General features: G+C 39.7%; 15 protein-coding genes. All 15 read right to left on the bottom strand.

Annotation, left to right across the window (positions count from 1 at the left end):
- The coding region (locus ENO17_10330; GenBank protein ID HER25429.1) for an ABC transporter ATP-binding protein at positions 1-1,164 on the bottom strand (1,164 nt) is incomplete at its 3' end.
- A gap of 46 nt (positions 1,165-1,210) precedes the next feature.
- On the bottom strand, positions 1,211-2,179 hold the full coding sequence (locus tag ENO17_10325) for a BMP family ABC transporter substrate-binding protein (GenBank protein HER25428.1): 969 nt from the start codon (positions 2,177-2,179) through the stop codon (positions 1,211-1,213).
- Between the two features lie 96 nt (positions 2,180-2,275).
- The gene (locus ENO17_10320; protein ID HER25427.1) at positions 2,276-3,193 is read right to left on the bottom strand and encodes an ABC transporter permease; all 918 of its coding nucleotides are present in this window, start codon (positions 3,191-3,193) and stop codon (positions 2,276-2,278) included.
- A complete protein-coding gene (locus tag ENO17_10315; GenBank protein ID HER25426.1) occupies positions 3,193-4,320 on the bottom strand; it encodes an ABC transporter permease in 1,128 nt (375 codons plus the stop codon). Before ENO17_10315 ends, ENO17_10320 begins: the two co-directional genes overlap by 1 nt.
- Before the next feature lie 128 nt (positions 4,321-4,448).
- Positions 4,449-4,655: a dodecin domain-containing protein gene (locus ENO17_10310; GenBank protein HER25425.1), complete on the bottom strand. Its 207-nt coding sequence runs from the start codon at positions 4,653-4,655 to the stop codon at positions 4,449-4,451.
- A 509-nt stretch (positions 4,656-5,164) separates the two neighbouring features.
- Positions 5,165-6,172, bottom strand: coding sequence for a Gfo/Idh/MocA family oxidoreductase (locus tag ENO17_10305; protein HER25424.1), 1,008 nt, complete (start codon positions 6,170-6,172; stop codon positions 5,165-5,167).
- A 79-nt stretch (positions 6,173-6,251) separates the two neighbouring features.
- Complete coding sequence (gene cysK / locus ENO17_10300; GenBank protein HER25423.1) at positions 6,252-7,148, bottom strand: cysteine synthase A; 897 nt, start codon at positions 7,146-7,148, stop codon at positions 6,252-6,254.
- A gap of 135 nt (positions 7,149-7,283) precedes the next feature.
- Positions 7,284-7,601 (bottom strand): LapA family protein, encoded by a 318-nt coding sequence (locus tag ENO17_10295; protein HER25422.1) that lies wholly within the window; start codon positions 7,599-7,601, stop codon positions 7,284-7,286.
- A gap of 37 nt (positions 7,602-7,638) precedes the next feature.
- The gene (locus ENO17_10290; GenBank protein ID HER25421.1) at positions 7,639-8,622 is read right to left on the bottom strand and encodes a mechanosensitive ion channel family protein; all 984 of its coding nucleotides are present in this window, start codon (positions 8,620-8,622) and stop codon (positions 7,639-7,641) included.
- 183 nt (positions 8,623-8,805) lie between these two features.
- A complete protein-coding gene (locus ENO17_10285) occupies positions 8,806-9,750 on the bottom strand; it encodes a hypothetical protein (protein HER25420.1) in 945 nt (314 codons plus the stop codon).
- Positions 9,751-10,123: 373 nt separating this feature from the next.
- On the bottom strand, positions 10,124-11,482 hold the full coding sequence (locus tag ENO17_10280) for a TrpB-like pyridoxal phosphate-dependent enzyme (GenBank protein ID HER25419.1): 1,359 nt from the start codon (positions 11,480-11,482) through the stop codon (positions 10,124-10,126).
- A gap of 713 nt (positions 11,483-12,195) precedes the next feature.
- Positions 12,196-13,875 carry a glycoside hydrolase family 43 protein gene (locus ENO17_10275; protein ID HER25418.1) on the bottom strand — a complete coding sequence of 560 codons (1,680 nt, stop codon included), beginning with the start codon at positions 13,873-13,875 and terminating at the stop codon, positions 12,196-12,198.
- A 78-nt stretch (positions 13,876-13,953) separates the two neighbouring features.
- Complete coding sequence (locus ENO17_10270) at positions 13,954-14,811, bottom strand: carbohydrate ABC transporter permease (protein HER25417.1); 858 nt, start codon at positions 14,809-14,811, stop codon at positions 13,954-13,956.
- Between the two features lie 21 nt (positions 14,812-14,832).
- On the bottom strand, positions 14,833-15,774 hold the full coding sequence (locus ENO17_10265; protein ID HER25416.1) for a sugar ABC transporter permease: 942 nt from the start codon (positions 15,772-15,774) through the stop codon (positions 14,833-14,835).
- Positions 15,775-15,859: 85 nt separating this feature from the next.
- Positions 15,860-17,131: an extracellular solute-binding protein gene (locus ENO17_10260; protein HER25415.1), complete on the bottom strand. Its 1,272-nt coding sequence runs from the start codon at positions 17,129-17,131 to the stop codon at positions 15,860-15,862.
- Between the last annotated feature and the right edge of the window lie 172 nt (positions 17,132-17,303).

Genomic DNA, 17,303 nt, shown 5'->3' with positions numbered 1-17,303 from the left:
GTTTTCGAAATTCATAAATATCCCCTCGGTATAAGGTGCGTGTATATGGTCTTTAAGAATCAGGTTTTCCTCCACCGTAAATTTTTGTATTGCACCATCTCGCATTCGTTCTTCGGGAATAGACGAAAGACCATACTCCAGAAGTCGTGAAGGAGGCCAATTGGTAACATCAGTCCCTTTTATAAACACTTTACCTTGAGTGGATTTCCGCAGGCCGGCGATGACTTCTGCAAGTTCTTTCTGACCATTCCCTGAAACTCCGGCAATTCCTAGAATTTCACCGGAGTGTATTTCAAGGTCAATCCCCCGTAGAGTAGGAAGGTCCTCATCTCCCTGAGCCCAAATTCCAGTAAGAGCAAGGGACACTTTACCAAGTTCTACCGAAGGATGTTCCACTTGAAAAAGGACTTCTCTTCCCACCATAAGACGGGCTAGTTTTTCTTTGGTTACTTCAGCAATGGCAAGAGATTTTACTACCTTACCATCACGAAGTATGGTCACACGGTCACTTAATGATAGGACTTCATGAAGTTTGTGACTGATAAAAATAATAGAGTATCCTCTGTTTATCATACTCCGCAAGACCTGGAAAAGTTCTTCCACCTCTTGCGGAGTAAGAACAGCAGTCGGTTCATCCAGGATAAGGAGAGAAGCTCCGCGATATAAGATTTTTATTATTTCTACTCTTTGCTGCTCCCCTACAGAGAGTTGCCATATCTTTGCCTTCGGGTCAACATGCAGACCATGAACTTTGGCCAGCTCCTTAATGCGTTCCGAGACGACATCAAGGTCAAGAAGATATTTTCGCGAGGAAGGAAGCCCTAAAGCTACATTTTCAGCTACGGTAAGGGTGGGTACAAGCATAAAATGCTGGTGCACCATCCCAATCCCCAGTCGAATGGAATCCAGCGGAGAACGGAGGTTAACCAAGTTTCCGTTAACATAAATTTCACCTTTATCCTGGTGATATATACCGTAAAGGATTTTCATCAGGGTACTTTTCCCAGCTCCGTTTTCTCCAAGAAGGGTATGAACCTCTCCTCTATGGACATCAAAATCAATTCGGTCATTCGCCAGTACACCCGGAAACTGCTTAATTATTCCCCGCATCTCTACTTTTTCAACTTTGCTTAAATTGACTATATTAGATAGTTCTTTTTTCATATTAAAATGTAACCAGAGCCCCCTATGAACACTCTTAATCTTTAGTTTATTCCTCTACTTTGACCTCAACGTTTCCCTTAACTATATCCTCAATAGTTTTACCTACCAGTGCTTCCTCATTTACGACGATTTTAAGACCACCGTTAGCCAGGTTAAGAGTAAAGATTTTACCTCCTCTCTCTCCTTTTTGAATCATTTCAATTATGGGCTTCAGTGCAATTGTCCAAATAACATCTACGCTGGCGACCACATTCTGCGGGGCAAGAGTAGATTGGTCAACATCATATCCGAACCAGAGAGCTCCTCTTTGTTTGGCTACTCCAATTGCTCCGACGGTCATCTGTGATGTTCCGGTAAGAATATCTGCTCCGGCATCAATATGAGTTTGTGCTGCTTCAGATGCAAGAGCAACATCACTATATGAGCCAATCCAGGTTACATTTATTTTAGCATCTGGTTTAACCGATTTTATACCTGCTTTAAAACCTTCGGTATAACGTTTGGCATCACCGGTCTCAATGGGACCAATCACTCCATAAATATTGCTCTTGGAAAGTTTTGCTGCCAGGACACCGTTAACATACCCGCCCTGTTCAGAAAAAGGTTCGTAAGCAAATATATTGGTGATTCCAAGATCAGCAAAGACGTTTGCGGTAGAACCCCAGGCAAAACTCGTATCAGGAAAATCAGGGGCAATATCCGACAAAGAGGCACCATATTGCGAACCATGGGCAATGACCAGATCATATCCCTCACTGGCATAGTCTCGAATAGCAGCAGCAGCGTCTGCTACTACAAACATGTTCTCTGAATAAACAAATTCAAAATTTTCCTTGCCCATCTCTTTTTGAATGGTAAGCAGAGCTTCATACATACTCTGGCTCCAGGCAAAATCATTAATAGCGCTTGGCATAAGAAATGCTACCCGGAAGGGTTCTGCGCTTGCTCCAAACCCAAACAATAATACAAACATACTGATTAGAGTAAGAATCACTATCAACCTTTTCATCTTCATTATTTTATCCTCCTAATTTTTTATACGATGATACAAACATAGAAAAATATATATTTTCCTAAATCTTTTTATCTTATTTTACCATCTCCTCTCCCATTATTCTCCCCGCTCGAAGAGTTTATTTAATGCCGCAGGTGGATGTATACGGCGTTTAGCCATAGCCGCAAGTACCACAATAGTAACAATATAAGGAAGCATCAGGGTAAAATCAGAAGGAATATTAATGCCATGGACTTGAACCCATATCTGAATAGCATTTACGGTACTGAATAGAAGCGCACCGGTGAGAACGGTAGTTGGACGCCAGGCTCCAAAATATACCAGGGCAACCGCAATAAAACCCATCCCATTAGTTAAATTTTGCTGAAATACATTAAGCAGTGCAATAGAGAGAGATGCACCGGCAATTCCCGAGAGCATTCCACCCAAGACTACCGTAAAATAACGGATACGCACAATACTCACTCCCAATGAATCGGCTGCCTCCGGGTTCTGACCCACAGCTCGAATACTAAGGCATAAAGGGGTTTTGTTCAATATAAACCAGGCAAGAGGAATCAAGGCAAATGCACCATACACCAGGATATTTTGATGGAAAAAGATTTCGCCCACTATCGGAAGGTTAGAAAGCCAGGGGATAGACAAGGGGGAAAAACCGCTCACTGTTTGAACAGTTCCTACCATAGTGCTAAATAAAAGACTGCTTAATCCCAGACCGAATATATACACTCCGATCCCGCTGATCCCCTGTTCGGCTTTTAAGGTAACATTAATAAAGGCAATCAAGAGGCCAAATATCGCTCCGACTATTATTGCCACCAATAAACCAAGCCAAAGATTACCGGTTTTAAGAACCATATAAAAGGCGCTAAAGGCTCCCATCAGCATAACACCGTCTACTCCAAGATTGAGAACACCACTCAACTGCCCTATTGTTTCCCCGATGGAAGCATAGAGATAGGGTGTGGCAAGACGAATGGCAGATTTTGCTATCCCGATAATAATGGCTTCCATCATTGACTCTCCTTTTTATTTTCGTTTTTATTTTTGGAATTGGTTTTCGGCTCTGCACTTCGCTCCATTCGACTGGCCTGGCTACGGCGAAGATACTCGCTTCCTACTACGAAGAGTACAATCAGACCGTTCAAAGCACCAATCAAAGCAGAAGGTATCTGCACTGCTCTTTGCATCTTATTTGCTCCGGTAAGCAGTGCCCCCAATAACAGGGAGGCCGGTATGGTTCCGATAGGATGAAGCTGGCCAAACAGGGCAGCTACAATCCCGTTAAAACCCGCACTACCGGTAAAACCTGATACCGAGCCATCGGTAAAAAGTCGGTGATGAACTCCTAACACTTCAATGGCTCCACCTAAGCCTACTAACGCACCGCTCAAGACAAAAGCAAGGACCATATATTTTTGTACATTAATTCCGGAAGCTCGCGAGGCTTGTATATTTTGTCCTATCATACGGATGCGAAACCCTATAGTCGTCCGCCAGAGAAAAATATACACCAGAATAGCAAAAACAACTGCCACTATAGTTCCAAAATGCAAGCGGGTAGGAATAAGACGGGGAAGATCAACCAGATGAGTTAAACGTGTAGTTTGAGGGATAAAGGAGCCAAGTTCTATCTGAAGTGGGTCCATTATTGGTCCCCGAAGAAGATAATTCATCCCATAGGCTGCAATATAATTCAGCATGATGGTGCTTAGAATTTCGTTGACTTTAAAATAAGCTTTAAGAAAGCCGGCAATTCCTGCCCATATTGCTCCGCAGAGGAGTCCAACCAATAAAGCAAGTACCATTAATATCCATCCCGATAAATCTGAAAAATTAAGACAAACTATGGTTGCAGAAAGAGCACCGACTACAAGCTGTCCCTCCCCACCGATATTTAACACGCCGGCACGAAAGGCAATGCAGATTCCTAGCCCTACAAAAAGCAAGGGGGTTGCCTTAACTACCGTATCTGCTATGGCATTCGTACTCCCAAACGCTCCCTTGAGCAGGGCTTGGTAAGCAACCAAAGGGTTTACTCCGAGAAAGGTAATCATAATTGTCCCAATAAATAGGGCAAGAAGAAAGGCTGCTATAGGAATAAAGCTCATCGACATTTCTCGGATATTTCTGTATTTCATCATAACCACCAATGTCAAGAAGACAGTTTTTTTTACTCGTCACTCGAGGTTAAAAGGATGCTCTATAAAATTAATCTCTGCTCTAGATTTTGAGAGTGGAATTTTTTTTAAATATTTGCTAATGATTCCTACTTTTTATATTTAAAGGAAACATCTAATTTTGCCCTAAAAGTGAGCCTGGCATCTTTCTCTACTTTGATATCAAGCTTATTTACTTCGGCTACCCTGATTTCCTCAATCGATTTAGATGCAGTCTCTATTGCAACTCTTGCAGCGTCCTCCCATGATTTTTGGCTGGTACCAACAATTTCGACAATTTTGTATACACTTTCCATTTCGTACCTCCTATCAAATTTCTTATTTTTATTCATTATATAAATATTCAAACCACTTTTTTAGTTTAATTTTTTTTGCATCCATTAGTTTTTCTTCTCTGGCCGGTTCTTCTTTCCTGCCGCCTTCTGCGTTCAGGTCCTTTATAATTTGGGTCATCAAATTTCCTGCGGTTTTCCCCTGTTCTTCGTTCTGTCCCACTACGGCGTTCTTCTTTCTTTTCCATATGCTTTTTCCCTCCTATAACTAATTAAACGCTTAGCTTATCATCAGAAATAGCAATTTAACTTTAAATAAATTGTTAATTAAACTCACTCAATATTTCTACTCTTGGAGGTTAAATAATCAATGCCCTTTTACATACTATTACTAAGATACGACAAGGATGGGGAAAAATCCTTTTTTTTTGGAAAAATAGTTGCAGGTTAGAAGATGTATGCTGTAAGAGTGTAGTATTGATTGATTAGCCAGTTAAATTTTGTAGGGGAGAAGAAGGTAATTTAGTTAACTGTTAGATAAAGGACTCTGCCTTAAGGTTAACCCAACTTCCACTTCCGGCACTGCGGATAAGTGCTTCAATCACTTGCATATTCGCCACAGCATCTTCAAGCGGTACTGGAGTATTACTATCTTCCAGCACTGCCCTGGAAAACAGGTCTCCCTGAATGGTATACTGATCGCAAACTTTCAGGACGATCTCTTCAATCCGGTTACCATCTCCATACCATGCCTTGCACGGCTGATTGGACGGTGCATTGAAAGGTATTTCAATTTCAATCCGTCCTTTGTTGCCAAAGATATTCACCCGCTGGTAACGCACCAGCTGAGTCGCACAGGTAAATGTGGAACTACCACCCCTAAACTCCAGTATAGCAGAAGACAGACGATCGATTTTCATGTTTGGGTCTTCTTCCATCATGCTGCAGACCCGCCGGGGCTCAGCTCCGAAGATAAACCGCGAAAGTGAAATACAGTAACAACCAATATCCATTAGTCCCCCTCCGCCGGTATCAGCTTTGTTACGAATATTTTCGGGGTCGGTATTGTAGTAGGAGAAAAATGACTGAATCGTCAGGAGTTTACCAATCTTTCCCTCCTTAACCGTTTGTTTTGCCCACTGCCACTGCGGATGGAGCCGGTACATAAACGCTTCCATAACCTTTAGCCGGGGAAATTTCCTGGCTACTCCCAGTAATTTCTGGGCTTCAGCCACACTTAAGCCAATGGGTTTCTCGCATAAAACATGTTTACCGGCATTTAGTGCTTTAATAGCCCAGGCTATATGCAGGTGATTGGGAAGCGAAATATAAACAGCATCAATGTGGGGATCAGCTAACAATTCTTCGTAAGAACCATAGGCTTTCTCTATATTTAGATGACGGGCTGCTGCTTGTGCTTTTTTCAATTGACGTGAAGCAATGGCGTTAATGGTGCAATACCTGCCCAATTGCATAGCGGGAATTACCTTTTCAATGCCAATTCTGGCGGTGCTCAGCACACCCCATCTAACCTTTTTCATCTGATTTCTCCCTTCTGTTGATTAAGGTATTAGAGTCATAATAATGACCGGAGATAGTCCTTTAACAGACTGATGAGAGCTAAAGAAGAGCGGTACTGAAATATCTTTCAGCCCGGTCGGGCAGTATAGTTGCCACCCGGTTTCGTCCATTATCTACATGTAAAGCAGCAAAGACATTAGCTCCGGATGAGGTTCCCACCAGCAATCCTTCTTCTTTGGAAAGTCGGCGGGTGGTTTCAATCGCTTCTTCATCAGTAACCGTAAATACCATATCTACCATTTTTACATCTAGGACAGCAGGTATAAATCCATCGCCGATTCCCTGAATCTGGTGAAGGCCCGGTTCATGCCCCAATAAGGCAGAACTGTTTTTTGGCTCCACTGCAACAATTTTCACCTTAGGATTTTTTTCTTTTAAAAATTTTCCAATCCCCTGAAGGGTTCCCCCGCTCCCTACTCCAGCTACAAAGACATCTAACTTCCCTTTTATGTCATTCCAGATTTCAGGTGCAGTTTGTTGATAATGAATTTCGGGATTATGGGGATTGACAAATTGGTCAGCCACAAAATATTTCTCCGGTTCTGCTTCGGTAATCTCCCGCATCTTTTTTATACTTTCGGGTAGGCTCCCTTTAGCTGAGGTGAAGATAATCTCTCCGCCAAAGGCTTGAATGATTTTCCTTCTTTCTTCACTCATATTTTCCGGCATGACGCAGATGACCCGGTAACCCTTTTGAACCCCCACCAAAGTTAAGCCAATTCCGGTATTTCCAGAAGTTGCCTCAATAATGGTCATCCCCGGCTTGAGATTTCCTTTTTTTTCCGCAATTTCGATCATATATTTGGCTACTCTATCTTTAATGCTCCCCCCGGGATTTAAATGTTCAGCTTTTACAAATACATTTCCTGAAGACATCTTATTTAATTGAATTAAAGGGGTATTCCCTATTGCATCCAGAATGGAATTTACCAACATAAAACAAGCCTCCTAAAAAATCTACCAGAAAATGGTTCTCTGGCAGAAAAAAATAATTTCTTGATTAAGAATTATAACAAGATTAGTTAGGATTTGCAAGAAAAAGAAAGGTTGATTTGAGGGAAAATAGCGTAGTTATTCTACGGTGGATTCTGGTTCTTCACTTTCAACTTTCTCTTTTATTTTGCTTTCAGTCTCTTTTTGTAGGCTAATTTCCAGTTTCTGGATTTTCTTTTTTTGGCTGGAAATTACCTTCATTTTTTTTATCACAGATGGAACCGATACCAATAAACTCATCAGAATCCCCAAAGCAAGAGTAATTAAAAGTACAAGAGCTAATGAACTTTCAAATCTCCAGGTCAAAAAACTTACTACTATTGGCACTGCATTCTGAAGTGCAAAAACCACAGCTAAAATGGCTATAATTATAGCTATAATCAATTGTAACTGCATACAAATAATGCTCCTTCCTTTTCCCTATTTTTTCAATTTAAACTTTGTCAGGAGATAATCCATCAGTAAACTTCGGTTCAGAATCATCTACGAGAGATACAGAAGATAAATCTTTACCCTGTCCTTTTCTCTCCAATCGATTATTATAAAAACGCTGAGTAGGATAGGCAAAATCTATATCCTTATGCTCGATAAATTCTTTTAAAATATCTTCCCAAATTATCTGTTCACTGTCTCGACGACGTTGAGGTTCACAAAGATAACGTATAGTTAGCAATACCCCGCACTCCTTTACACTGGTATAAACAATAGGGGTAAGCCTGGAATACAATATCATAAATTTTTTGCTGGCTTCTTTTACTCTTTTCTCGGCAGCCTTGCTTAATTGTTCAGCATCCTTATCGGCAATTTTTTGTAAAATTTTCTTAGCTTTTTCCCAATTACTCTCGAAGGTTATCAGGACAGGAATTTCATTCCAGATATATTGAAATCCTTTGCTATAATTTGCCAGTACTTCATTTAACACCATGCCGTTAGGAATATGGATAATTCGGCCGGTGCTCTGGTCGGCATTTACCCAATTACCGATTTCCAAAAGAGTAAATTGGAAAAACCGAGTATCAATGATGTCCCCGGCATGATCTCCGATCTGAATCCGATCTCCCACAGAAAAAGGTCTCCGGCTGATAATAAAGAGCCATCCAGCTAAATTTGAAACGACATCTTTTAAGGCAATGGCTAAACCAGCTGACAATAAACCCAGGTAAGTAACTATAGATTGAAAACCACTAAGCCATAGGCGCCCGATTAAGAATACAGCCAATACAATTACAATATAGCCTAAAGTTTTCCTCCAGGTATAACGAGTACGTACATTTTCAGTTCCGCGCCATACTATCTTTATAATCAAAGAGTAAAGAATCCATAAAACCAGGGTAATAACCAAAGAAGCAAATATTTTAATCTGTATCTCTGAACTCAAACCGATTGTTTCCTGTATCCACACCATAAAATTTTTCATATTTAATTTATCCTCATCCTCTTTAGAAGCAGTCTTATATTATCTGTTACATTAAAATAATTTTTGCAAGATCTTCTTCGGACCAACTCACACCTTCAAGATAAGAATTTCCTGGACTCTGGCTGATGAAACAGTGTGAAAAAAACTCATGGTTAGCTGCTAAACCTTTTATCTTTATCCTCTTTATCTTATAAATTCTACAATGTCAGTAGGCATTATGGATAGATTAGAGAATTTCATAGTAACCAAGGTTATAGAGATATTTTCTCTGACCTGTGTTACCCTTGCCTGAGCAACTAAAATTAACTCTCTATCCAGAACTTCTTGAGTTTTTGGATCTAATATGACCTCTCCTTCCTGGAATATTTTTATTTCATCCCCAACCATGATACCAGAATTTTCCCCCAGATTTATATAAACTTTGGTTATTTCCCCACTGGAAGTAGATTCCACTTTTACCACATATCCTTCCATGGGCAAGGAAGAGATTACTGTTTCTCTACTATCCATCTTTACCGCAAATTCAGCCGCGGTTTGCTGACAGACATCTTCTATAGCAGAAAAAATATCAGTCACTGATTCAGAAGATAAACCAAATCCTCCTGCCACAGGAATACGAATAGATACTCCGGATTTAGAAGTAGTTCCTTTTTTTACTTCAGAAAAAATAATTTCTCCGGTGGTCACATTGATTGCTCTTACTGTCATGGTTACCGAAGCAGATGATTTTTTTAGGCTAACCGGACCTAATTTTATACCTCCTGATTTCTGTAAAATTATACTGGTCACACTTCCTGAAAATATTATATCTACACCGAGCATTTTTCCAATTTTAACCGCGGTAGAAGGGTCTACTCTTCCGGAATAAGCCTGAAAATCTTGCTCTTGCAGGATAGCATCTAATTTAATCCTCTCGAATACTCTAAATCGCTCAGTGTTTATCAAAGCATTTATCATTAAATCGGTAGCCGCTTGAGACAATTCCGAATTAATATGCCAGAAGTAACCCGGGGCAGTAGAGTCAAATCCGATAACTGCGATTCTAGGAAGCTCTGCTGAAAATCCTAAGCTTGAAGCAAATAAAATAATTATTAAAGTAGTGAATAAGATATTTTTTACTTTGATCATTTTTTTCTCCTCCTATTATTTCAATAATTTTATATTAATTATACTATATTTAAATTATAAATAAAATCTCTATTGTCCCACTAAAGTGTACACTAACTACTTCTCTTGTTACTCTTTTGTTTCTATACTACATAAATCAGAAAGATTCCTTCTTTTTGTAATATAATAAATTAAATACTAATTTAATATGTTTGGAAAAATAAGAGAAAATGGATATTTTTAGCCGGAACATTATAAAGGAATAAATTTTACTTGATTTTTCCACATTCCGTAATGTAGATTATAGAGCATTCCTAATCTATTAGGGGATCCCCTTCTCCGCCAAATTCATTACAGCGTGGCAAGTGAAATCCCCTAACATTATGGTCTCCTTCTACACTTTTGGCAGTTCTTTTAAGGCCTCTTCAATTTTTTCCTGGGGATAGGCATAATCTTTTAATTTTCCCGCAAAGTAAGCTTCATAAGCAGCCATATCCACATGTCCATGTCCGCTATGAGCCAGTAGTATTGTTTTTGACTCTCCGGATTCTTTACATTTTAATGCTTCATCGATAGTAGCCTTTATTGCATGATTTGTCTCCGGTGCGCTAATAATCCCTTCATTCCTGGCAAAGGTCACTCCTGCTTTAAAGGTACCTAATTGATGTTCTGCCCGTGCTTCCACCAATCCTAATTTTAGTAAATGACAGATAATCGGAGCCATTCCGTGATACCTTAAGCCACCAGCGTGAACCGGTGGAGGAATAAAACCATGTCCCAGAGTATACATTTTTAATAAAGGAGTAAGTCCGGCTACATCACCATAATCATAGCCATAGGGACCTCTGGTTAAAGTCGGACAGCTGGTCGGTTCAACATTTATTATTCTCAAATTGGGTTTTAATCCTTCAATTTTATCTTTTATAAATGGCAAGAAAAGACCGGCAAAATTTGACCCTCCTCCAACACAACCAATAATAATATCAGGATATTCATCGATCTGCTCCAAAACCTTCTTTGTTTCTAAACCGATAATGGTCTGGTGTAATAGTACATGATTTAATACACTTCCCAGTGAATAATGAGTATCATCACGACCTACCGCTTCTTCTACTGCCTCACTAATAGCCAGACCAAGACTCCCCGGACAATCAGGATCTTTAGCCAACATATTCCTTCCAGCTTGGGTATCAGGAGAGGGACTGGGAATACAGTTTGCTCCCCAGGTCTGCATCATCACCCGTCGATATGGTTTTTGCATATAACTGATTCTGACCATATATACTTTAATCTCCAGACCAAAACAGGCACCGGCAAAAGATAAGGCGCTACCCCATTGTCCCGCTCCCGTTTCGGTAGTGATCCGAAGAATTCCTTCTTTTTTATTATAATAAGCCTGGGCTACTGCTGTATTAGGTTTATGGCTTCCCGGGGGACTGGTTCCTTCATATTTATAGTAAATCTTAGCGGGAGTATCCAATGCTTTCTCTAATCTCCGAGCGCGGAATAGAGTAGTCGGTCTCCATATTCGATAAATCTCTTGAACTTCTTCGGGAATTTCAATATACCTCTCGGTACTCATTTCCTGCTCTATCAAAGCCATGGGAAACAGAGGAGTAAGGTCATCTGGTTTAAGTGCTTTCCCGGTTGCCGGGTGCAAAGGAGTTGGAAGTGGTTCTGGTAAATCAGCTAAAACATTATACCAGACAGTAGGCATTTCTTTTTCATCAAGAACAAATTTAACTCTTTTCATTTTTTTCTCCTTTCGAATTAAAAAAATTTATTTTAAATCAATCAAATTTTTCTCCTTTAGCAAAATATTCATCGCCCCCCCTTGGGGGGGCCAATTGTAAAATAAAAATATAAACATACTTAACCTCCTATCTCTTTGTATCTCGTATCTCATGAATCGTATCTCACAAAGATAATTAAAACCGAGAATAAAAAAAGCCCTCAATCCCAACTTATTCCAGTCATAGGGACGGAGAGCTATTTTTTCCGCGGTGCCACCCTGATTGAGTCTAACAGATTAATATAAATTCAGTATTAATATAGTTATCTGTTAGGCCCCTCTTGATTAAGCGTACGGGCATATAAACAAAAAAACCTTTCATCTCCAAGAGACGAAAGGTTAATTCCGTGGTGCCACTCTAATAGGATTTTCAATTATTTGGAAAATCCTACTCTTATAGAGTACGGGTAATATAAATTAATTATATACCGATACACTTTTCCTTTTTACGGTGGAAAAGTCCGCCAAAACTTACTCGGACTATTTGAGCCCTTTCAACTTGGAGCTTGTAGGTCCATTTCGCAAATCCTTAAAAATCTTTATATCGCTTCTCACCAAAAACGATTCTCTGTTTGATTTGGTAATCTGCTACTTCTCCCACGCTTTGCTTTTAGCTATTATTTTTGAAATTATAACATAGGTGTCAAGTCCGGTCAAGAAACTTTTTGGAATTTTTAGGAGTCAGGGTTCAATCTGTTTTCTTTATATATAAAATAATCAAAATCTGCATGTTTTCTCTTTCCTGATAGGTCCTGACATGCTACACCAACAAACATACCTGTAAATCCCAAGGGATCAGCCATTTCATCCGATAGGAATTTACTATCAAGTTTGTGTCCTATTGTCTGCCAATTTTCTCGATCAATTGAATAATGAAACCGGATAATCCTATCAGCCATTTCAACAGAAAGATAAATCCTATTAGCTATTACTATGACCTCCGGAGAAACCGGCATTTTCATTCTTCCTTTTTGAAAGATGATCATTCCTAAGGTATTGCTGCCCGACTGTTCATCCCTGCTCAGACGGAGATAATACTGGTTCTTTTCGTTGTATCTAAGTATAAGTCCGGCCATTTGTTGAAAGTTATCTGGACTGAATTCAAGGCATGTTTCTGCGTAGAATCGGAAGTTCTGCACTCTCCGTGCAATTAAACTTTGTCTAAAAGTCGAGCTAATGGATTCCTGTCCATAAATCCTTAGCCAGCCTGGTCTGGCCTTGAGAGAAATAAACTCATCCGTGGGAATTCTAAGAGAATGGTATTCCGGGGCAAGTTCCCTCTCTTTAAAATCATCATATTTTTTAATCTGGGACCCCATCTCCGACACATCCTCAGCATTACATTCCTTTCCCGCAAAAAATACTCTATCTTCTGGAAAACCATTCATTGCATAAGGCCAGTCATCCTCTTTCCATATCAGTTTCTGCAAAGAGGTTTCTCTTCCAAGAGGACAGTAATATGTTCCAGGAATGGGGCGGGCACAAAGATGAACTAAAATCCACTCATCCTCTGTCCAGGGACATATACTTCCATGACCTGCTTTTTGCAGCCCCTCATGAAGAGTGGTTGATATCATACCACCAGTTTTCATAGCTTGGTTAAAATTATTTCTATCTCTAACGCTGGTCATTATCGGGTTCTGTGGATGGACCTCATAGGGACCCTCTATGTTACGGCTGCGAGCAAGGGTCACAGCATGACCGTAAGATGTTCCACCCTCTGCAGTCATCAGATAGTACCAACCGTTGCGCTTGTAGAGATGAGGCCCCTCAGTAAGCTGGATATCAGTACCACGAAAGATGTTCTTAACTGGACCGACAAGCTTTTCTGAATCCGGATCGTATTCTTGAAGGAGAATTCCGGAAAAATGGTTTTTTCCAATACGATAATCCCATTGCATATTTAGCAGCCACTTACGTCCATCATCGTCATGAAAAAGGGAAGGGTCAAACCCACTGCTATTCAGATATATTGAATTTAGCCAAGGGCCTTTTATATCAGTTGCTACTGTAAGGTAATTGTGGGTATCCTTAAAGCCATTGTTACTGTTTTTACCAATCGAGCTAACCCAATGTCGAACATTCGTATAAATTAGATAAAAAAGGCCAGCTTCTTTATCATAACTGAGACAGGGCGCCCAAACACCACATGAGGATGGATTTCCTGCCATATCCAAAAGTTCCACTCTATCTAGGGGTCTGGATAATATTCTCCAGTTACCAAGATCCTTTGAATGATAAATAACCACCCCCGGAAACCATTCAAAAGTTGAAACTGCAATATAAAAATCATCTTTTACTCGAAGAATACTCGGGTCAGGATTAAAACCTCTTAATATAGGATTTTTAATCATTAATCTTTAACACCTCCCATTGTAAGACCATTTACTAGATCTCGAGCAAAGAAAATAAAAGTAATTAATATTTATTTGTTAACCTTTCAATGCACCTGCAGTCAGACCTGAAACCAGCTGGCGCTCAGCTAATAGATAAAAGATAATTGCAGGAATAGCAGATATTAATAGAAATGCTGCGACCAGTGATAAATCCATTCCATATTGACCCTGGAATTGCATGGTACCCAGCGGAAGAGTCCATAATTTTTCTTTATCTATTAACACAAGGGGCACTAGCAGATCATTCCAGCTGGTCACCATGGTTAATGCTGCGACAGCAGCCAGAGATGGGCGGGCAAGAGGCAGTAATACGCACCAGAAAAATCCTAACATACTACATCCATCTATACTGGCAGCATCCTGAAGCTCGGAAGGAATAGCCATGAAAAAATTGCGAAGTATTACGATAGAAATAGATAGCTGGAATGCTGTTTGTACCAGGATTACTCCTATGAGATTATTGGTTAAACCCATCTGGCGTACCACAAGGTATATTGGTAAAATAGCTACGGTAATAGGAAACATTAGACCCAGGGTAAAAAAATTAAATAATATATTCTGCCCATGGAATTTTATCCGGGAAAATACAAAAGCTGATAGGCTGGCAACAATGACAACCCCTGCCGTGGTGGTAATCATTACCAGCACGCTATTACGTAGCATATACCAGAAAATGGGCATATTTAGAACTGTTTTTATATTACCCCACCTGGGTGGAATGGGTGGAATATAAGGTATGGTCATAAATTCGCCACGAGTTTTTAATGCTCCGAAAACAATCATTACTATCGGAAACAATATAAATATTGCGGCAACAATAAGAATAATATATTTAAAAATTACCGGTGAATGTTTTTTAAATCTTTTTATTTTTTTCAAATTATTAACCGACATAAATAAAAATCCTTATTAAGATTAAGCCAAAGATTCTGCTTTTCTGGTAAGACGAAAATAAATAATGGAAAAAGTCAGCGAAATAATCAACATCACGATTGCCACCGCGGAACCGTAGCCAAGTTCAAAACGAACAAAACTATAACGATACATATAGGTTGACATGACCTCGCTTGCATTAACCGGACCACCTCTGGTCATAATCCATACCAGGGCATATACCTGCAAAGAACCAATAATTGAAAGATAGACTGAAGTTTTTATAGTACCGGCTAATAATGGTATAGTAATATAGGTTACCATCTGGCGATTATTGACACCATCAATTAAAGCAGCTTCCTCAATTTCTCTTGGTATATTTTGTAAGCCTGTCATATATAAAAGCATATGAAATCCAATGTACTTCCAGGTTAACACAATAAAGATAGCCGGTAAGACCAGCCTGGTATCTGCCAGCCAGGCTTGAGGTTCTAAAAATGGGATGATATTAATAATTGCATTAAGAAATCCCCGATTTGGATTGGGATTATAGAGAATTAACCACATAATTGCGGTAATAACTTCAGATAAAACATAGGGCATGAAAAAAATTGCACGGAAAAAGGTACGACCTGGTATTTTTCGTCCTACAATAAGAGCCAGTCCCATAGCCAGGGGAAGTTGAATAAGCAAAGAAAAAATAACAATCAAAATGCCATTTCTGACCGCTTTTAGAAAAATTTGATCTGCAAATAAACGTTTGAAGTTCTCCAACCCAATATAATCAACTGCAGGACCCATACCATTCCAATTGAATAAACTAAAGTAAGCTGAACGAAATATAGGATAAACCAGAAATATAGATAAGAATATAAAAGTGGGCAATAAAAACAACACAATGGTCATATTTTCCTGTAGTAGCCAAGTAGAATTGGTCTTTTGCTGTAATATTTGGGCATCCTTGCTAAATAATTTCTTATTCATGAATAATTTTTTCCCTCAAAAGGAAGAAATAAGGATATAAGGTATAATGAACCCTATACCCTTATTTCTTTTAACTAAAGATAACTCATTTTATCTCTCGAACAGCTGATTCTTCAATCATTTGAGCAGCTTTCTCCGGTGTTAATGTCCCTGCAAAAATTCCTTGAACGGCATCATTTACTACAGAACCTGTTGCCGGGGGGAGATACTGATCATAGTACAATTGGAAATATCCAGCATCTGCTGCGCCCCGTTGAACAAGCTTGAGGGTTGGATCAGTCAGGCCTACTTCAGCACCTTTTACCACAGGAACAGATAAGCCTACCTCAGCCTGAGTGATTTGTGATTCTACACTGCTTATGAATTTTAAAAAATCTACAGCTTCTTCAGGAGCATTTTTCCCAACCACAAAACCATTTCCTCCGCCTAATGCGTCATTGGGATGTCCGGCACCGCCTTCAACCATGGGGAATTTAAACCATCCTGTTTTATCACCAAGTCCTTGACTATCAATACTGTTTTCTCTGAATGATCCGGGAGCCCATTGCCCCATCAGGTCCATAGCAGCTTCACCATTACCCATAAGGGTGGCTTCATCCGCCCAGGTTGCACCAAGGAAACCAAGCTGAAAAGGGTTAGCAGCAACCAGTTCTAAGAGTTTTTCTCCTGCCTCTACAAATGCTGAATCAGTAAAGGAACCTTCCCTTGAAGCGGCCACAACAAAAGCATCTTCGCCTCCTATACGTACTGCAAGATATTCCCAATAGAAGGCACCTGGCCATTTATCTCCCTCACCCACTGCAATTGGAGTAATACCGGAATCTTTTAGTTTCTTTATATCATCAAGTAATTCACTCCAGGTCGCGGGAGGGTTATCAATATCGGCCTGAGCAAACAGATCCTTGTTATACCAGAATCCAACCATACCCATGTCACGCGGTACACCATAATTCTTACCTTTATAGGCATAAACACCCAGTGCACCTTCTGAGAATGTTTCACGCCAACCATCTTTATCCAGATAAGCTGTAATGTCTTTGAGTAAACCAGCTTCCGCTTGATCATTCATTGTACCGCCACCCCAGCTCTGGAAAATATCCGGTACTTCTCCGGACTGCATAACTGTGGTCAGTTTGGCTTTAAAATTTTCGTTTTCCATTACTGTAATCTCAATTTTAACATTTGGATTTTTAGCCATATACTGGTCAGCCAAATCCTGCCATACCGCTTTATGCGCTGTTTCGGTCTGGATATGCCACCAGCTGATAATCACCGGGGTTCCTTCCGCCAGGGTTGTGAATACTCCAATTACCAATAATATGCCAATCAGAAACCATACTAAAATATATTTTTTCATAATAAAAATCTCCTCTACAAATAAAATTAAAATTTATAATACTTCTACACAAAAACAAAAACTATATTTTCTGCATCGTAATAATCAGGTAAGGAGAATTTACGTTTTTAGAGATAGACATACCCCCTTTCTGTTGTTGATGATTGCTGCAGACCTTTGCATAATTATGTAG

The organism is Candidatus Atribacteria bacterium, assembly GCA_011056645.1.
In the GTDB taxonomy this organism is placed as follows: Bacteria; Atribacterota; Phoenicimicrobiia; order Phoenicimicrobiales; family Phoenicimicrobiaceae; genus Sediminicultor; species Sediminicultor quartus.
The sequence above is the reverse complement of the archived record's forward strand: the minus strand, read 5'-3'. Positions and strand labels throughout refer to the sequence as shown.

Coding starts and splice junctions, on each gene's coding strand:
- ENO17_10260 (HER25415.1), bottom strand. CDS start 17,131: ATGAAAAAATATATTTTAGTATGGTTTCTGATTGGCATATTATTGGTA.
- ENO17_10315 (HER25426.1), bottom strand. CDS start 4,320: ATGAAATACAGAAATATCCGAGAAATGTCGATGAGCTTTATTCCTATA.
- ENO17_10280 (HER25419.1), bottom strand. CDS start 11,482: ATGAAAAGAGTTAAATTTGTTCTTGATGAAAAAGAAATGCCTACTGTC.
- ENO17_10265 (HER25416.1), bottom strand. CDS start 15,774: ATGAATAAGAAATTATTTAGCAAGGATGCCCAAATATTACAGCAAAAG.
- cysK (HER25423.1), bottom strand. CDS start 7,148: ATGTTGGTAAATTCCATTCTGGATGCAATAGGGAATACCCCTTTAATT.
- ENO17_10285 (HER25420.1), bottom strand. CDS start 9,750: ATGATCAAAGTAAAAAATATCTTATTCACTACTTTAATAATTATTTTA.
- ENO17_10295 (HER25422.1), bottom strand. CDS start 7,601: ATGCAGTTACAATTGATTATAGCTATAATTATAGCCATTTTAGCTGTG.
- ENO17_10305 (HER25424.1), bottom strand. CDS start 6,172: ATGAAAAAGGTTAGATGGGGTGTGCTGAGCACCGCCAGAATTGGCATT.
- ENO17_10275 (HER25418.1), bottom strand. CDS start 13,875: ATGATTAAAAATCCTATATTAAGAGGTTTTAATCCTGACCCGAGTATT.
- ENO17_10290 (HER25421.1), bottom strand. CDS start 8,622: ATGAAAAATTTTATGGTGTGGATACAGGAAACAATCGGTTTGAGTTCA.
- ENO17_10325 (HER25428.1), bottom strand. CDS start 2,179: ATGAAGATGAAAAGGTTGATAGTGATTCTTACTCTAATCAGTATGTTT.
- ENO17_10310 (HER25425.1), bottom strand. CDS start 4,655: ATGGAAAGTGTATACAAAATTGTCGAAATTGTTGGTACCAGCCAAAAA.
- ENO17_10270 (HER25417.1), bottom strand. CDS start 14,811: ATGTCGGTTAATAATTTGAAAAAAATAAAAAGATTTAAAAAACATTCA.
- ENO17_10320 (HER25427.1), bottom strand. CDS start 3,193: ATGGAAGCCATTATTATCGGGATAGCAAAATCTGCCATTCGTCTTGCC.